We start from the raw sequence: 14,928 nt of genomic DNA, 5'->3' as shown, positions 1-14,928 counted from the left end.
CGACCGGTTCCTCCCGGCGCAGCGGTTTCCCGGCACGACGCCGGCACGGCCCGCCGCGCGCGACGACCCAGGAGAGGACGGCGGAAGATGGCAGCCAGGCCACCGAAGACGCACAGCTACGCGCTCACCGTGAACTGGACGGGCAACCTCGGCACGGGCACCGGCTCCTACGCCGGCTACTCGCGGGACCACGAGATCACCGCCCCGGGCAAGCCGGTGCTCCTGGGCTCCTCGGACCCGTCCTTCCGCGGCGACCCGGCCCGCTACAACCCGGAGGAGCTGCTGGTCGCCTCGCTCTCCCAGTGCCACATGCTGTGGTACCTGGGCCTGTGTCCCGGCGCGGGGGTGACCGTCACCGCCTACCGTGACGAGCCCACCGGCACCATGCTGGAGGAGCCCGGCGGCGCCGGGCACTTCACCGAGGTGGTGCTGCGCCCCCGGATCACGGTCGCCTCCGCCGAGATGGTGGAGGCCGCCACCGCCCTGCACGAGCGCGCCCACGCGATGTGCTTCATCGCCCGCTCGGTGAACTTCCCGGTGCGCCACGAGCCGGTGATCGAGGTCGAGCCGGCCGGATAGGCGGGCGGGACGGGGGTGCGCGGGCGGACCGGACGCCCGCGCGGGCGGTACGCGCGGGCAGGCCGGACGGGGCTCAGCCGGTGGACGCCTCCCGCAACCGCCCGCCGCTCATCGCGCAGCGTCGCCCGGTGAAGCGGTCCACCCACAGCCGGTCGTGCGAGACGACCACCAGCGCCCCCTGGTAGGAGCCGAGGGCCTCCTCCAGGTCCTCCACCAGCGCCGGCGACAGGTGGTTCGTCGGCTCGTCCAGCAGCAGCAGGTCGGCCCGGTTCTCCACCATCCGGGCCAGCGCCAGCCGCCGCCGCTGGCCGGCGGAGAGCCCGCCCACGGGCGTGGCGAGGTCCTCGGCGCGGAACAGGCCGAGGGAGAGCAGGGTCTGCCGGTGCTCCTCCGGTTCCCCGGGCAGCCCTTCCGCGAAGGCGGCCAGCAGCGTGCGGCGGGGCGCCGGGGACGCGGGCACCTCCTGCGGCAGCCACCCGATGTGTTCCGGGCCGGGGCCGCGGACGCTCCCGCGGTCCGGCGCCAGGTCGCCGGCGAGCACCCGCAGCAGGGTGGTCTTGCCCGCGCCGTTCGGCCCGGTGACGAGCAGCCGTTCGCCCGGGGCGATCTCCAGCTCCTCCACCCGCAGCCGGTCGCCGACCGCCACCGCGCGCAGGGTGACCAGCGGTTCGCCGTCCAACCCCGGCGCCGCCCCGGAGCTACCCGGACCGCCGGGGCGGCCGGAACCATCGGAGCGGCCGGGGCCGCCGGGGCCGCCGCCCGGCAGCGGTGCGGCGCCGGCCGTCGGGAGCCGCGCGGTGAACCGCAACGGCCTCGGCGGAGGCGGCACGGGATGCTCCCGCAGCCGTCGCAGCCGCTCGTTCGCGGCACGGACCCGGCTGGAGAGCTGCCCCTGCACCGAGCGCTGGTGCCGGCCGGGGGTGTGCCCGGAGCCGCGGTCCGGCCGGGCCGCGCCGGTCAGCGCCGCCGTCGCCTGCTCGGCGAGCGCGCCCAGCCGCTCCGCCTCGGCCGTGAAGTCGCGGTACTCCCGCTCCCAGCGGCGCCGCGCGGCGGCCCGGGCCTGGAGGTACTCCGGGTAGCCGACGCCGTGCCGCCGCACGGTGCGGCGGTCGCCGTCCACCTCCACCAGGGCGGTGGCCACCCGCTCCAGGAACAGCCGGTCGTGCGAGACCGCGACGACCGTGCCCCGGTGGTCCACCAGACGGGCCTCCAGCCAGTCCAGCGCCCCCCGGTCCAGGTGGTTGGTGGGCTCGTCCAGGAGCAGCAGTTCCGGGGAGGCGGCCAGCACGCAGGCCAGCGCCAGCCGGGACTGCTCGCCGCCGGAGAGCGAGCCGAGCGGGCGGTCGCGGGGGACGTGCGCCAGGCCGAGCGCCTGCACGGCGGCGTCGAACCGGGCGTCGGCGGCGTAGCCGTCGCGGGCCTGGAAGGCGTCCAGCAGGTCGCCGTAGGCGGCGAGCAGGGGCGGCAGTTCGGCCTCGGAGGCGGCAGCGAGGGCCTGCTCGGCGGCGTGCAGCCGGCGTTCCAGCTCGCGGAGGTCCGCCAGGGCGTCGTCAAGGGCGTCCTGGACGCTGCCGCCGGGCGGGAAGTCGGGGATCTGGCCCAGGTAGCCGACGCCGCCGGGGGCGTGCAGCACGACCTCGCCGCGGTCCGGCTTCTCCCGCCCCGCCATCAGCCGCAGCAGGGTGGACTTGCCGGCGCCGTTCTCCCCGACCACGCAGACCCGCTCGCCCGGCGCGACGCTCAGGTCGACGCCCTCCAGGACGGGTCGGCCGGCGTACCCGCGGCTGACGTTCCGCAGGACGAGTTGGGAGGTGCCGTTCGAGGCGGACGTGGCTGACGACTCCGGTTCCGGTGGCGGTCGGTTGTTCGCGGTGGTCGCGGGGGCCGGTGGCCCGGGCGCGGCAGGCATGGGCCGGCCGTGCGCCCGGCCACGCGCTCTCCCTGTCGAGGCTAGCAAGGGGGTGCGGCCGGCGCGCCCCGCGTCGTCGCGCCGGGGGCGGCCGCTTCTCTCCCCTTCTCTCTCCTTACTCTCCTTACTCTGCCCGCGTCTCCTCTCCCCGCGTCGACGGCGATTTCTCTTGACGTCGAGATACTCGCCCCGCAGCATCATGACCCACAGGAGCACTTCGGCACCACGAGACCGGGAGGGCAGCGCCCGTGCCGACGAAGAGCGAGTGGGACCCGGACCAGTACCGCCGGCACGCCGACGACCGAGCCCGTCCCTTCCACGACCTGCTCGCCCGCGTCCCGGACACCCCGCCCCCGGCCCGCGTCACCGACCTCGGCTGCGGCGCCGCCCACACCACCACCGCCCTGCTGCTGCGCCGCTGGCCCGACGCGCACATCACCGGCGTGGACAACTCGCCCGAGATGCTGCGCGCCGCAGAACCGCACGCCGGCCCCTCCCCCACCGGGCGCGGACGGCTCTCACTGCGCCTCGCCGACATCACCGAGTGGCGGCCGGAACCCGGCGAGGAACCCGACCTGCTGATCTCCAACGCCGCGCTCCACTGGGTGCCCGGCCACGCCCACCTCTTCCCCCGGTGGATCGACGCCCTGCCGCCCGGCGGCGTCTTCGCCTTCCAGGTGCCGGGCAACTTCTCAGCGCCGTCGCACACCCTGCTGAACGAGCTCCGCGAGTCGCCGCGCTGGCGGGACGAGGTGGGCGGGACCGCCGGCGGCCTCGCCCCCGACGGCCCGGCGGTGCTCGATCCGGCCGGATACCTGGAGGTGCTGGCGTCCCTCGGCTGCACCGTCGACGCCTGGGAGACGACCTACCTGCACGTGCTGCGGGGCGAGGACCCGGTGCTCGACTGGGTGCGCGGCACGACGCTGCGCCCCGTGCTCACCCGGCTGGCGCCGGAGCGGCACGCGGAGTTCCTGGCCGAGTACGGCGCCCTGCTGCGCCAGGCCTACCCGGCGACGCCGCACGGGACGGTGCTGCCGTTCCGCCGGATCTTCGTCGTCGCCCGGAAGGCGTGAGGGCGGGGGTCGCCCGCAGGCGGGGAGTCGTCCACGGGCGGGGTTATCCACAGGCGGCTAGAGGGGGGATGCGCTCGGTAGCCCCCGGATGGGATCCTGAAGAAGGGGGTCCCCCCAGGCCGATGGTGGTGGTGGGTGCGAAATCCTGGCATGTTCCTGGCGCATCCCCCAACAGCCATCAGACCCCGAGGCGGCTGAGCACCTCCTTGGCCTGCGCGGCGGCGGCCTGCTCCGCGCTGGCGCGCGAGGCCTCGGCGGCCGGGCGGAGCTCCGCCATCGCCGGGTTGAGGTGCGCCATGGTGAGCTCGGCGGTGATCACCGTGACGTCCAGGCCCAGCGCCTTGGCGAGCACCTGCTGCAGGAACGGCTCCGCGTAGTCCCAGCCGTCGCGCGGGGTACCGGGGCCGTAGGCGCCACCCCGGCTGCTGATCAACGTGACCGGCCGCCCGGCGATCGGGGAGTCCTTCGGGTCCATGCCGAAGGTGCGGCCGGCGGACAGGATCCAGTCCAGCCACGCCTTCAAGGTGGAGGGGACGGAGAAGTTGTACATCGGCACGCCGATCAGGTAGGCGTCCGCCTTCAGCAGCTCCTCGATCAGCTCGTCCTCGACGGCCGCGGCGGCCCGCTGCTCGGCCGTCCGGGACTCGGCGGGGGTCGAGCGGGCGGTGATCGCCGCCTCGTCGAGGTGCGGCAGGGGGTTGGCGGCGAGGTCACGGTAGGTGACGACTCCCTCCGGGTGCTGCTCCTCCCAGGCCCGGCGGAAGATCGCGCTGACGTCACGCGAGACGGAGCCCTGCGAGAGGGCGGAGGCGTCGATGTGCAGAAGGTGTGCCACTGGTTGCTCCCGGAGTCCGCACGCGCCGAACGTCGAGCGCGTGGTCAGTAGGCATGGAGGGTGCGGGGCGCACACGGAACCAGGCCGACCGGCCAGCCGGTCCGGCTCCGTGGCTTTAACCGCGATAGGAGCTTACTAAAACTCAGGCACCTGCAAAAGACGCAGCTACTTCGGATCCTCCTGCTCCCTCGGAAGCCACAGTGAGGGCCAGTACCATGACGTCCATGAGCGGAGCGTGTTCATGAGCGGCGAGTGCAGAGGGGCCGACGACGCCATCGCCCGCGTCTTCTCACTTCTCGGCAAGCGGTGGAACGGCCTGATCCTGGCCGTCCTGCTGAACCAGCAGCCGGCCCACTTCGCCGAGATGCGCCGCGCCATCCCGGGCATCAGTGAGCGCATGCTCTCCGAACGACTGGCCGAACTCACCGAAGCCGACCTCGTGGTCCGCGAGGTCGTCCCCGGCCCTCCGCTCGGCGTGCGGTACCGGCTCACCGAGGCCGGGCTGGCCCTGCGTCCGGCGCTCGACGCCCTCGCCCAGTGGGCCCACGAACACCCCCGCCACGCCGCCCGGGCACACGGCCGCTCCCGCGACACGCACTGCTGATCGTCCGGTCCACCGCCGGGCCCGCCCCCGGCAGGCACCGCACGCCCCCCGAACCACGGGGCCACGCCGCACCGCACGTCCCCCGCCCGCACGCCCCCCGCACCACCCGTCCCCCGCGTCCCGCCGCCACCGCGAAAGGCTCGCCGATGCTCGGAGTCACCGATCTGCCCACCTACGTGATCGGCGTCGTGGCGATCATCCTGCTCCCGGGCCCGAACTCGCTGTACACCCTCTCGGTGGCCGCCCGCCGGGGAGTGCGCGCCGGCTACACCGCCGCCGCGGCGGTCTTCATCGGTGACACGACCCTGATGCTGCTCTCCGCGGCCGGCGCCGCCTCGCTGCTGCGCGCCAACCCGGTGCTGTTCACCGCCATCAAGTACGCCGGCGCCGCCTACCTGGTGTGGCTCGGCATCGGGATGCTCCGGGGAGCCTGGCGCTCCTGGCGCGGCCGGACCGGCCCGAACCACGCCCCGGACGGGACCGGCGCCGGGGCAGTCACGTCCGCCTCGTCCGCCGCCTCTGCCACGGCCCCCACGTCCCGCGCGTCCACCGCGACCGAGCGGCCGTTCCGCCGCGCGCTGATCGTCAGCCTCCTCAACCCCAAGGCGATCCTGTTCTTCATCTCCTACTTCATCCAGTTCGTCGACCCCGCCTACGACCGCCCCTGGCTGTCCTTCCTGCTGCTCGGGGCGATCGTGCAGCTGGCGAGCATGCTGTACCTCACGACGCTGATACTGGCCGGCACCACCCTGGCCGGGTACTTCCGGAGCCGCCGCCGGCTCACCGCCGGTCTCTCCGGAGGTGTCGGCGCCCTGTTCCTCGGCTTCGCCGCCCAGCTCGCCCGCGCCACCGGGGCTTGATGCCGGGGCCCGACACCGGCGCCCGACACCGGCGACCGAAGCCGGCCGCCGACGCCCGAACGCTTGACGGCCGTCACGGTGATCACTACGTTCCACATCCGGTTCCCCACATCCTCGGCCACCCCGGTTCCGGCGCCACCCGCCAGTCACCGGTCGGGCTGGCCATCGGCGTCGGCGCTTCACGCGTCGGTGCCGCGCCAGCCCTGCCACCACGAGCGTCGGATCGCCTGATGAGCCTGACCAAGCGCCACCTGGACCGCCCCGTGCTCGACGCCCTCGTCGCCGAGCTGCTGGACGGCGCCCGGATCTCCCGGACCACCGAGCTGACCGGCGGCATGTTCAACGCCGCCTACCGCCTGCTCCTCGACGACGGGCGCGACGTCGTCCTCAAGGCGTCCCCACCGGCGGACGCCCCGCTGCTGACCCACGAGCACGGGCTGATGCGCACCGAGACCGCCGTCTACCGGCGGCTGGCGGGCGTGGCCGGCGTGCCGGTCCCGGACGTCGTGGCGGCGCGGCTCGACGCTCCGGCCAAGAGCATCGACGCGCACCACGAAGCGGTCGCGGCGCTGCCCGACGCGGACGTCCTCCTCCTCTCGGCCCTGCCCGGACGGCCGTGGTCCGACCTGCTCGCCGAGCTGTCCCCCGAGGACAGCCGCGCGCTCCGCCGCCAACTCGGATCCGTGCTCGCCGCCCTGCACACCGTGCGCCCGCAGCCCGCCGCCGGCGACGTGCGCTTCGGCTACCCGCACCGGCCGGTGGGCCTGCACGCGGACGACTGGCCCGCCGCCTTCACCGCCATGGTGGAGGCCGTCCTGGCCGACGGGGAGCACTGGGGCGTCCCGCTGCCCACCGACCGGGTGCGCCGGGCGCTGCGCGACCACCACGGGCACCTCGCCGAGGTCACCGAGGCGTCGCTGGTGCACTTCGACCTGTGGCCGGGCAACGTCTTCGTGGCGACCGGCCCGACCGGCCCGACCGGCCCGTCCGGCCCGTCCGTCCCGGGCGCCGGCGGGGACGAGCCCCGGATCACCGGCGTCATCGACACCGAACGCGCCTGGTGGGGCGATCCCCTTGCGGACCTGGTCGGCCTGGACCCCTTCGGCACGGCCGAGGAGGACGCCGACCTGCTGGACGGCTACCGGGCCGCCGGCGGCCGGTGGGACCCGACCACACCCGCCGCCCGCGCCCGCCTCGCCCTCTACCGCGTCTACCTGGGCCTGGTGATGGTGGTCGAGGTGGTGCCGCGCGGCTACAGCGGCGACTGGCTGGCCGAGCACATGCGCCACTGCGAGAACCTGCTGAACAGCGGGCTGGAGTCGCTGTGACCCGTGGTGGCCCTGACACGGTGCCGCACTGACGACGGTGGCGCACTGACGACGGTGGCGCACTGACGCGATGTCGCTCCGAAGCGTCGCGTCATCACGCCGATCATCATTTGAGCCCGCGAGCCCGGCGCCCCCCTTCCCGCACGGCCTTCACCTAATAGTTACGGGCCTGGAATTCACACGTTCGAGTGAACAGGGGCGATAAGACGTGCCGCGATCCGTATTGTGATCAGCATCGCTCCGAGGAGCTCCGCTCCGGTCCAGGCCGGCGCGCGTCCCCGGGCGTCCAGCGCCATTCCGCTGCCGCGGGTACCCGGCGGGGCGCGGCAGCCGCAAGCACGTGATCCGGGGGCTGCCATGCCGCACGACGTCTACCAGGACTGGTTCCGCAACGGTTGGGACGCCGTCATGCCACCGGGCGCCTACAGCGTCTTCATGTCCTGCTCGTACGTCACCGACGCCGAGGCAGAGATCGACGGCGACCTGACCGAGTACTTCGACCTCAGCACCTGCTTCCCCCGCTCGCCGCAGTATCCGCACGGCTGGGAGACGCTGGTGGACTGGGGCGAGAACGTCCGGCCGCGCTCGCCGTTCGAGGACCCGGCGTCCGTGGAACGGGAGCGGCGCCGAATGCGCGACCGCCGCGAGCTGTTCGAGCAGGCCATGGCCGGGGCCGGGCTGCCCTGCCCGCAGACCCTGCGGGAGCTCGTCCGGCTGATGACCGACTGGGGTCTGATCGAGCCTTACCCGCTGGCCCCCGGGGTGCTGTGGCGGCTGCCACCGGCGCTGCCCTACCCCGACCAGGTGCTGCCGCTGCCCGAATCGCTCACCAGTTGGATGGAGGAGCAGCGCTGGGTGGCGCTGATGAACCCGGTGATCGACCGGCTGCTGGACTACGTCGGTCACTTCCTCGACTTCCCGGACGAGATGCCGGTCTCGCTGGACCTGCTGGCGGCCTGCATCGACGAGGACGTCCCGTCCGTGCGGCAGGCCATGGTGGTCTGGCAGGGACAGGGCCAGATCTCCGCGGAGCGGCACTGCCCGTGCGGCGCCAGCGGGCCGCAGGGACGCTGCCCGGTCAACCTCGAACGCGTCCCGAGCAACCGGCGGTTCCTGCTGCTGCCGGACTGGATGAGCATCCTGCGCGACCGCGCCGGTCTGCCCCTCGACGACTCGGTCTGACGGGCCGCCGCCCCAGGGCGCGACGAGCGCGTCGCCGCCGCGGGCTACCGGACCGATCGGCCGCCATGGTGGCGTGGGGGTTGGTGGGTCGTGGGTGGTGGTCGTATGGCGCTTGTGGCGGCCTGGGGCTCAGTGGGGTTGTTGGCGCTCGTGCGCTGCTTGTGGTGTCCTGAGGCTCAATGCGGTTATGGGCACTCGCTGCGCTCGTGAGGCGCTCTGGGGCCCAGGGTGGTGTGGTGCTCGCCGCGCTCGTGAGGCACCCTGGGACCCAGGGTGGTGTGGTGCTCGCCGCGCTCGTGAGGCACCCTGGGACCCAGGGTGATTGTGGTGCTCGCCGCGCTCGTGAGGCACCCTGGGACCCAGGGTGATTGTGGTGCTCGCCGCGCTCGTGAGGCGCCCTGGGACCCAGGGTGATTGTGGTGCTCGCCGCGCTTGTGTGGCGGTCCCCGCGGTTCGCCACGGACATGCCACGATTCCTCGCCCAGGAATGCCATTGGCCTGGGGGGACCCCCGATTTCAGGATCCCACGCTGTGATCACTCAGCGCAGCCCCCAACTTCCGTCCTGTGGATAACTCCTGACCGCGCCATGGCAAATTCGGACCGCCATCGTGGGTTCGTGGGGCTCATGGAGTTCGTGAGGGCTCATGGAGTTCGTGAGGGCTCATGGAGTTCGTGGGGGCTCATGGAGTTCGCGGGCTTGTGGAGTTCGTGGGGCTCGTGGAGTTCACGGGCGTGAAGTTCGCGAGCGCGGGAAGTCCGCTGTGCGGGAAGAGTCCCCAAGCGCGGGAAGTTCGCGGGCGCGTGAGGTTGGTGGAGTTCGTGAGGTTCGTGATCTTCGAGGGCTCGTGGGCTTCGCGCTCTTCGGCTCCGTGGCACTCGCGGCCCCTGATGCTCGCCGGGAACATGCCACGATTGCGCGCCCAAAAATGCCATCGGCCTGGGGGGACCCCCGATTTCAGGATCCCATGTTGCGATCACTCAGCGCACCCCCCAACTCCCCGCCTGTGGATAACTCCTGACCGTGCCATGGCGACCCGCACAGGCACCGCCGCCCCCACCGTGCAAACCACGGCGCCACCAGCCCTCGATCAGCGCCCCGCCCGGTCGTTGCCGTGCGGCGAGACCAGGCCCATCTCGTAGGCGATGATGACCAGGTGGACCCGGTCGCGGGCGTCCAACTTGGCCAGCAGCCGGGTCACGTACGCCTTCACGGTGGCCACGCTGATCATCAGCCGTGCCGCGATCTCGGCGTTCGACAGCCCGCTGCCCACACAGGTCAGCACCTCGCGCTCACGCTCCGTGATGCCCTCCACCGGTCGGTGGCGCGGCGTGGGCGGCCGCTCGGGGCGCCCGGCGAACTCCTCGATCAGGCGGCGGGTGACGCTCGGCGCGATCAGCCCGTCCCCGGCGGCGACCACCCGGATCGCCGTGAGGATGTCCGCCAGCGCCATGTCCTTGACCAGGAAGCCGGAGGCCCCGGCCCGCAACGCCCCGTAGACGTAGTCATCGTCGTCGAACGTGGTCAGCACCACCACGCGCGCGGTCACCGGCCCGGCGGTGATGATCCGGGTGGCCTCGATGCCGTCCATGCCGGGCATCCGGATGTCCATCACCACGACGTCCGGCCGCAGGTCCCGCACCAGTTGGACCGCCTCCGCCCCGGTTCCCGCCTCGCCGACCACACACAGGTCGGCGGCGTCGGCGATCACCATGCTCAGGCCCGCGCGCACCAGCGGCTGGTCGTCGGCGAGCACCACACGGACCGTCATCGAACCCTCACCGACGAGCCGTCCCCCGCGCCCACCGGCACCTCCGCCGACACAGCAGACACAGCAGACACAACCGACACCCCCGCCAACGCCGTCACCCCCACCGGCTCCGTCACCACCACCGGCTCCGACACCGGCAGCCGGGCGGCCACGCGGAAGCCGCCCTCCGCGCGTGGCCCGGCGGTGAAGTCGCCGTGCAGCAGGGCGACCCGCTCGCGCATCCCGACGATGCCGTATCCGGCGCCGGCGGTCGCTCCCCTCCCGTGCACGCCCCGCCCGGAGTCCACCACCTCGATCGCCAGCTCCCCATCCCGCTGGTCGACGGTCACCCTGCACCGACGGGCCCCGGCGTGCCGCACCACGTTGGTCACCGCCTCCTGGATGATCCGGAACGCGGACAGGTCGATCTCGGCCGGAAGCGGTCGCCGCTCCCCACGCCAGCGCACCTCCACGTGCACGCCGGCGGCCGTCGTGGCGGCGGCCAGCCGGTCGACGTCCGCCAGGCCCGGCGCCGTCGCAGCCCCACCCCGACCGGACGCCCCCTCGGCCTGACGGAGGGCGCCGAGCATCCGGCGCAGCCCGGACAGCGTCTCCCGGCTGGCGTTCTCGATGGCCCCCAGCGCGTCCCGCGCCCGGGTCGGCTGGGTGTCGATGACCATGCGCGCCGCTCCGGCCTGGATGGCGATGATGCCGATGCTGTGCGCCACCATGTCGTGCAGTTCCCGGGCGATCCGCAGCCGTTCGGCGGTGACCGCCTGGGAGTGCGCGGTAAGGGCCTGCTCGCGGCCCAGCCGGATGGAGTCGCCGACCAGCCAGGCGATGACGGTGGTCAGGGCGACGGCCAGCTCGGTGGAGGTGCCGATGAAGAAGCCCAGCATCAGCCGCGCGACGGCGTAGCCGAACAGCACGCCCAGCGCCATCACCGCGGCGACGACCGAGCTCCGGCGCGGCCGGGTGGCCGCGATGTGGGCCAGTGCCACCTCGGCCGCCATGAACTGCGTGAAGGTGATCTCCGTGGAGGTCAGGGCCATCGCGGTGCACGTGGAGCCGGCCAGCAGCAGGCCCAGGGCGGTCAGCGGTCGGCGGCGCAGCAGGACGCTGCCGGCGAGCGTGGTGGCCGCGGCGACCGCCAACAGCGCCCAGTGGCCGGCCCCGAGGGTGAAGACGGACCCGCCCGGACGGTGGTAGTCGGCCTCGCCCGGCAGCCGGACGCCGCCGACGGCCGCGTACACCAGCGCCGCGCACCAGGCCAGGGCCGTCCACGTGCCGAACGGCAGCCGCTTGAGCAGCGGCTGATGCGGTGCAGGCAGCGGAGCCGGTGCAGACGGTGCGGGCGGTGGAGGCGGCGACGTGGCGTCCATTCCGCGATCGTAGGGCGCGGGCCCCGACCGCACATTGGACCGTGGACCTACACCCACGGGCCACCGGGGGCGGGGGCAGGTGTGAACGGCGGTCCGATGTGCGGCGGGTGGTCGCCCGGGCACCGTTGGCCGGGTGATCGAAGTGAACGAACTGACCAAACGGTACGGCCGGGTCACCGCCGTGAACGGACTGAGCTTCACGGTCTCCCCCGGCCTGGTCACCGGGTTCCTCGGCCCCAACGGCGCCGGGAAGACGACCACGCTGCGGATGCTCCTCGGCCTCAACACTCCCACGAGCGGCACCGTCAGCATCGACGGCCGCCCGTTCCGCGAGCTGCCGCGCGGGCTGCGCCAGGTCGGCGCGCTGCTGGACGCCGGCGACGTGCACCGTGGGCGGAGCGCGACGGCGCATCTGCACGCCCTGGCGCGCGGCAACGGCATCCCGCGCCGGCGGGTGGCCGAGGTGCTGGAGGAGGTGGGGCTGGCCGAGGTGGCGCGGCGGCGCGTCGGCACGTTCTCCCTCGGCATGCGGCAGCGGCTCGGCATCGCCGCGGCGCTGCTCGGCGATCCTCCGGTGCTGCTGTTCGACGAGCCGCTCAACGGTCTGGACCCGGAGGGCGTCAAGTGGGTCCGCGGGCTCTTCCACCGGCTGGCCGCCGAGGGGCGCACGGTGTTCGTCTCCAGCCACCTGATGAGCGAGATGGAGCACACCGCCGACCAGTTGGTGGTCATCGGCCGGGGCGAACTGATCGCCGCCGAGTCGCTGACCGAGTTCGCGACGCGCGGCACCCGGCGGAGCGTGTCGGTGCGCACGCCGGACATCACCACGCTGGTGGCCGCGCTGGCCGCGGAGGGCGCCTCGGTGACCACCGAGGGGGACGACGGCTGCACGGTGACCGGCGTCGACGCCCGCCGGATCGGCGAACTGGCCCGGCGGCACGACGTCGCCCTGGAGGAACTGGTGACCCGGAGGTCCTCGTTGGAGGAGGCGTTCATGGAACTGACCGCCGACAGTGCCCAGTACCAGGCGGGGGAGTCCAGGTGAGCGCGTCGACCGCGCGGCTGGGTTCGGCCGCCCGGCCGCGGGAGGCGGTCCGGGCCAGGTTCGGTGACCTCCTCGCCGCCGAGTGGATCAAGCTGTGGTCGCTGCCGTCGACCTACCTGCTCCTGCTGGTGGGCGCGCTGGTCGTGCTGGGGATCACGGCCAACTCGGCCCGTTCCAACGTGGACCTGATCGCGCGCGCCGTCGACGTCGAGTTGCAGCGCTCCGCGATCGATCCGATGCACGCCGCCTTCGTCCCGCAGGCGTTCCAGATCCTGGTCATCGTCGCCGGCAGTGTCGGCGCCGCCACGCTCTCCGGCGAGTACGGCAGCGGGCTGATCCGCACCACGTTCGTGGCTGTCCCGGCCCGCCGCGCGGTGGTCGCGGCCAAGCTGGCCGTGGTGACGGCGGTGATGCTGGTGTTCGGCGCGCTGGTGTCGGCGACCTCGTTCGGGGTGACCCAGGCGATCTACGACCAGCAGCACATCGGCCTGCCGTTCGGTGCCCCCGGCGCGCTGCGGGCGGTCGCCGGCTCGGCGCTGCTCGCCCCGCTGTCCGCCCTGGTCGGCATGGCCCTGGCGGCCGTGGTGCGGAACGCGGCCGGCACGGTCGTCTCCGTGATCGTGACGCTCCTGCTGCTGCCGGAGCTGTTCCGGGGCGAGACGTACCGCTGGGTCAAGGAGATCGGCAACGCGATGCCGATCAACGCCTGGGAGGCCCTGGTGGAGAATCCCGCGCAGCCATCCCGCTTTCCGGAGCTGTATCCGGTGACGATCGGCGAGGCGTGGATGGTGTACGGCGCCTGGTCCGCCGTCGCGGTGGTCGTCGCCGTGCTGGTGGTGCACCGCCGCGACGTGTGAGCCCCAGGGCCCCGCGCCGCGGCCCCGACCGGGATCCGGCCCCGCCGGACTTCCCGCCGTTCCCGTCTGGTCGGGGCCGCGGCCGCCCTGGACGGCTCATCCCTCCCGTTCGACGGCTCATCCCTCCAACTCGCGGACCCGCTCCCGCAGCCGCTCCGCCCGGGGCGTGCCGAGCGTCCGGTACCCGTCCAGTGCCCGCCGGGCGTGGCGCAGCGCCCCGTCCCGGTCACCGAGCCGCTCGGCCACCCGGGAGCGCAGTTCGGCGACGGCCGCGGACTGCCCGGCCGCCTGCTCCCGCTCCATCACCTCCGCGACGGTGGCCAGCACTCCCGCGGCCTCGGTGGCGCGCCCCTCGGCCAGCAGGACCTCCGCCAGGCTGGTCATCACCCGCGCCTCGTTGTAGGGGTCGGGCAGCCGCGCCATCAGTTCCCGGGCCCGGGTGAGCTGGCGTTCGGCGTCCGCGTAACGGCCCTCGCCGCCCAGCGCCCGCCCGATGTGGTGTTCCAGCAGGGCGAGTGCGCGCGGGTCGCCCAGCTCCGCGGCCAGCTCGCGGGCCTGCTCCAGCACCATCAGCGCGTCGGCCCAGCGGGACTGCCGCATCCGCAGCAGGCCGAGGAACTCCAGCGCCGTCGCCTCCCCGCGCCGGTGCCCGGCGGAGCCGTCGGCGCGCTCGGCGCCGGTGAACTGCTCCTCGGCCTCCTCCCACCGCTCAAGGGCCAGCAGGGCGAAACCGAGCTGGCAGCGCATCCGGCCCTCGGCGCGCAGGTCGGCGCAGCGTTCCGCCGCCGCGACGCCGCGCCGGTGGGTGTCCAGCCAGTCGTCGTGGTGGCCGTGCCGGAAGTACAGCCCCCACAGCGCCTCGCACAGCTGCCACACCAGCTCGTCGAAGCCGTACTCCTCGGCCGCCCGCACGATGGCCCGGAGGTTGGCGCGTTCGGCCTCGAGGACGCCCAGTGCCGCCTCGGGCGACCCGTCGGCGGCGCCGGCCCGGGAGCGCAGCCGGTCGTAGACCGGGCCCAGCCGCCACCGGTCCGGCATCAGCACCATGTCGGCGGCGGCCGCCGTCTCCAGGTACCAGCGCGCCATCCGGTGCACCGCGGCGGCCGGCTCCGCCGGGCCGCACTCGCGCGGCACCCGCGCCCGGGCGTCGGCGCGCGCCGCGTCGGGGAGGCGGTAGCGGTCCGGGCCGGCCCGCTCCACCAGGTGCCCGCCGGCGAGCCGTTCGAGCAGCCCGGCGGCCTCGGCCGGCGGCAACTCGGCCGCCGCCGCGGCCACGCCGACGCCGAAGTCCGGCCCGGGGTGCAGGCCGAGCAGCCGGTACAGCCGCGCCGCCTCCGGGGGGAGCGCGCGGTAGGAGTCCGCCGCCCCCTCCGCCAGCCCGCCCGCCGCGGCAGCGGCGTCGCCGTCGCAGTCCTGCACCGTCATCGCCTCCGTCGGTGGTGCGCAGAGCCAACGCATGCCCCGTCCACCGCCGCGCAACCGTTCCCGCCCACGGTTCCCCCGCGCGCGCCCGCGCGGCGGACGA

Annotated in this window: 13 protein-coding genes; 8 read left to right on the top strand and 5 right to left on the bottom strand. The window is 74.1% G+C overall.

Annotated features, from left to right (window positions below; all coding sequences use genetic code 11):
- Positions 1–87: 87 nt before the first annotated feature.
- A complete protein-coding gene (locus tag FHU37_RS24040; protein WP_179816764.1) occupies positions 88–579 on the top strand; it encodes an OsmC family protein in 492 nt (163 codons plus the stop codon).
- Positions 580–652: 73 nt separating this feature from the next.
- Here FHU37_RS24040 and FHU37_RS24035 read toward each other — a convergent pair whose 3' ends face one another.
- Positions 653–2,488 carry an ABC-F family ATP-binding cassette domain-containing protein gene (locus FHU37_RS24035; RefSeq protein WP_179816763.1) on the bottom strand — a complete coding sequence of 612 codons (1,836 nt, stop codon included), beginning with the start codon at positions 2,486–2,488 and terminating at the stop codon, positions 653–655.
- Positions 2,489–2,736: 248 nt separating this feature from the next.
- On the opposite strand from FHU37_RS24035, the gene FHU37_RS24030 reads away from it, so the two are divergent.
- Complete coding sequence (locus tag FHU37_RS24030) at positions 2,737–3,561, top strand: trans-aconitate 2-methyltransferase (RefSeq protein ID WP_179816762.1); 825 nt, start codon at positions 2,737–2,739, stop codon at positions 3,559–3,561.
- A gap of 178 nt (positions 3,562–3,739) precedes the next feature.
- Here the strand turns inward: FHU37_RS24030 and FHU37_RS24025 are convergent, their stop codons facing one another.
- On the bottom strand, positions 3,740–4,396 hold the full coding sequence (locus FHU37_RS24025) for an FMN-dependent NADH-azoreductase (protein WP_179816761.1): 657 nt from the start codon (positions 4,394–4,396) through the stop codon (positions 3,740–3,742).
- 241 nt (positions 4,397–4,637) lie between these two features.
- Between FHU37_RS24025 and FHU37_RS24020 the strand changes: the two genes are divergently transcribed.
- The 4 genes from FHU37_RS24020 (at position 4,638) to FHU37_RS24005 (ending at position 8,370) form a co-directional block, all read left to right on the top strand.
- Positions 4,638–5,000: a winged helix-turn-helix transcriptional regulator gene (locus FHU37_RS24020; RefSeq protein ID WP_179816760.1), complete on the top strand. Its 363-nt coding sequence runs from the start codon at positions 4,638–4,640 to the stop codon at positions 4,998–5,000.
- A gap of 146 nt (positions 5,001–5,146) precedes the next feature.
- On the top strand, positions 5,147–5,860 hold the full coding sequence (gene leuE / locus FHU37_RS24015) for a leucine efflux protein LeuE (protein ID WP_179816759.1): 714 nt from the start codon (positions 5,147–5,149) through the stop codon (positions 5,858–5,860).
- Positions 5,861–6,090: 230 nt separating this feature from the next.
- Complete coding sequence (locus FHU37_RS24010) at positions 6,091–7,188, top strand: phosphotransferase family protein (protein WP_179816758.1); 1,098 nt, start codon at positions 6,091–6,093, stop codon at positions 7,186–7,188.
- A 357-nt stretch (positions 7,189–7,545) separates the two neighbouring features.
- A complete protein-coding gene (locus FHU37_RS24005) occupies positions 7,546–8,370 on the top strand; it encodes a DUF6042 family protein (RefSeq protein ID WP_179816757.1) in 825 nt (274 codons plus the stop codon).
- Positions 8,371–9,459: 1,089 nt separating this feature from the next.
- Here the strand turns inward: FHU37_RS24005 and FHU37_RS24000 are convergent.
- Both FHU37_RS24000 and FHU37_RS23995 read right to left on the bottom strand, forming a co-directional pair.
- On the bottom strand, positions 9,460–10,140 hold the full coding sequence (locus FHU37_RS24000; RefSeq protein ID WP_179816755.1) for a response regulator: 681 nt from the start codon (positions 10,138–10,140) through the stop codon (positions 9,460–9,462).
- Positions 10,137–11,501, bottom strand: a complete 1,365-nt coding sequence (locus FHU37_RS23995; RefSeq protein WP_179816754.1) for a sensor histidine kinase — start codon at positions 11,499–11,501, stop codon at positions 10,137–10,139. The genes FHU37_RS24000 and FHU37_RS23995 overlap by 4 nt, the downstream gene beginning before the upstream one ends.
- 133 nt (positions 11,502–11,634) lie before the next feature.
- Between FHU37_RS23995 and FHU37_RS23990 the strand changes: the two genes are divergently transcribed.
- Positions 11,635–12,546, top strand: coding sequence for an ABC transporter ATP-binding protein (locus FHU37_RS23990; RefSeq protein ID WP_179816753.1), 912 nt, complete (start codon positions 11,635–11,637; stop codon positions 12,544–12,546).
- Positions 12,543–13,403 (top strand): ABC transporter permease, encoded by an 861-nt coding sequence (locus FHU37_RS23985; protein ID WP_179816752.1) that lies wholly within the window; start codon positions 12,543–12,545, stop codon positions 13,401–13,403. Before FHU37_RS23990 ends, FHU37_RS23985 begins: the two co-directional genes overlap by 4 nt.
- 117 nt (positions 13,404–13,520) lie before the next feature.
- On the opposite strand, the gene FHU37_RS23980 is transcribed toward FHU37_RS23985, so the two are convergent.
- On the bottom strand, positions 13,521–14,828 hold the full coding sequence (locus FHU37_RS23980; RefSeq protein ID WP_179816751.1) for a tetratricopeptide repeat protein: 1,308 nt from the start codon (positions 14,826–14,828) through the stop codon (positions 13,521–13,523).
- Between the last annotated feature and the right edge of the window lie 100 nt (positions 14,829–14,928).

Origin of the sequence: Allostreptomyces psammosilenae (assembly GCF_013407765.1) — a bacterium.
Taxonomy (GTDB): domain Bacteria; phylum Actinomycetota; class Actinomycetes; order Streptomycetales; family Streptomycetaceae; genus Allostreptomyces; species Allostreptomyces psammosilenae.
This window is presented reverse-complemented; position numbering and strand designations above follow the sequence as displayed.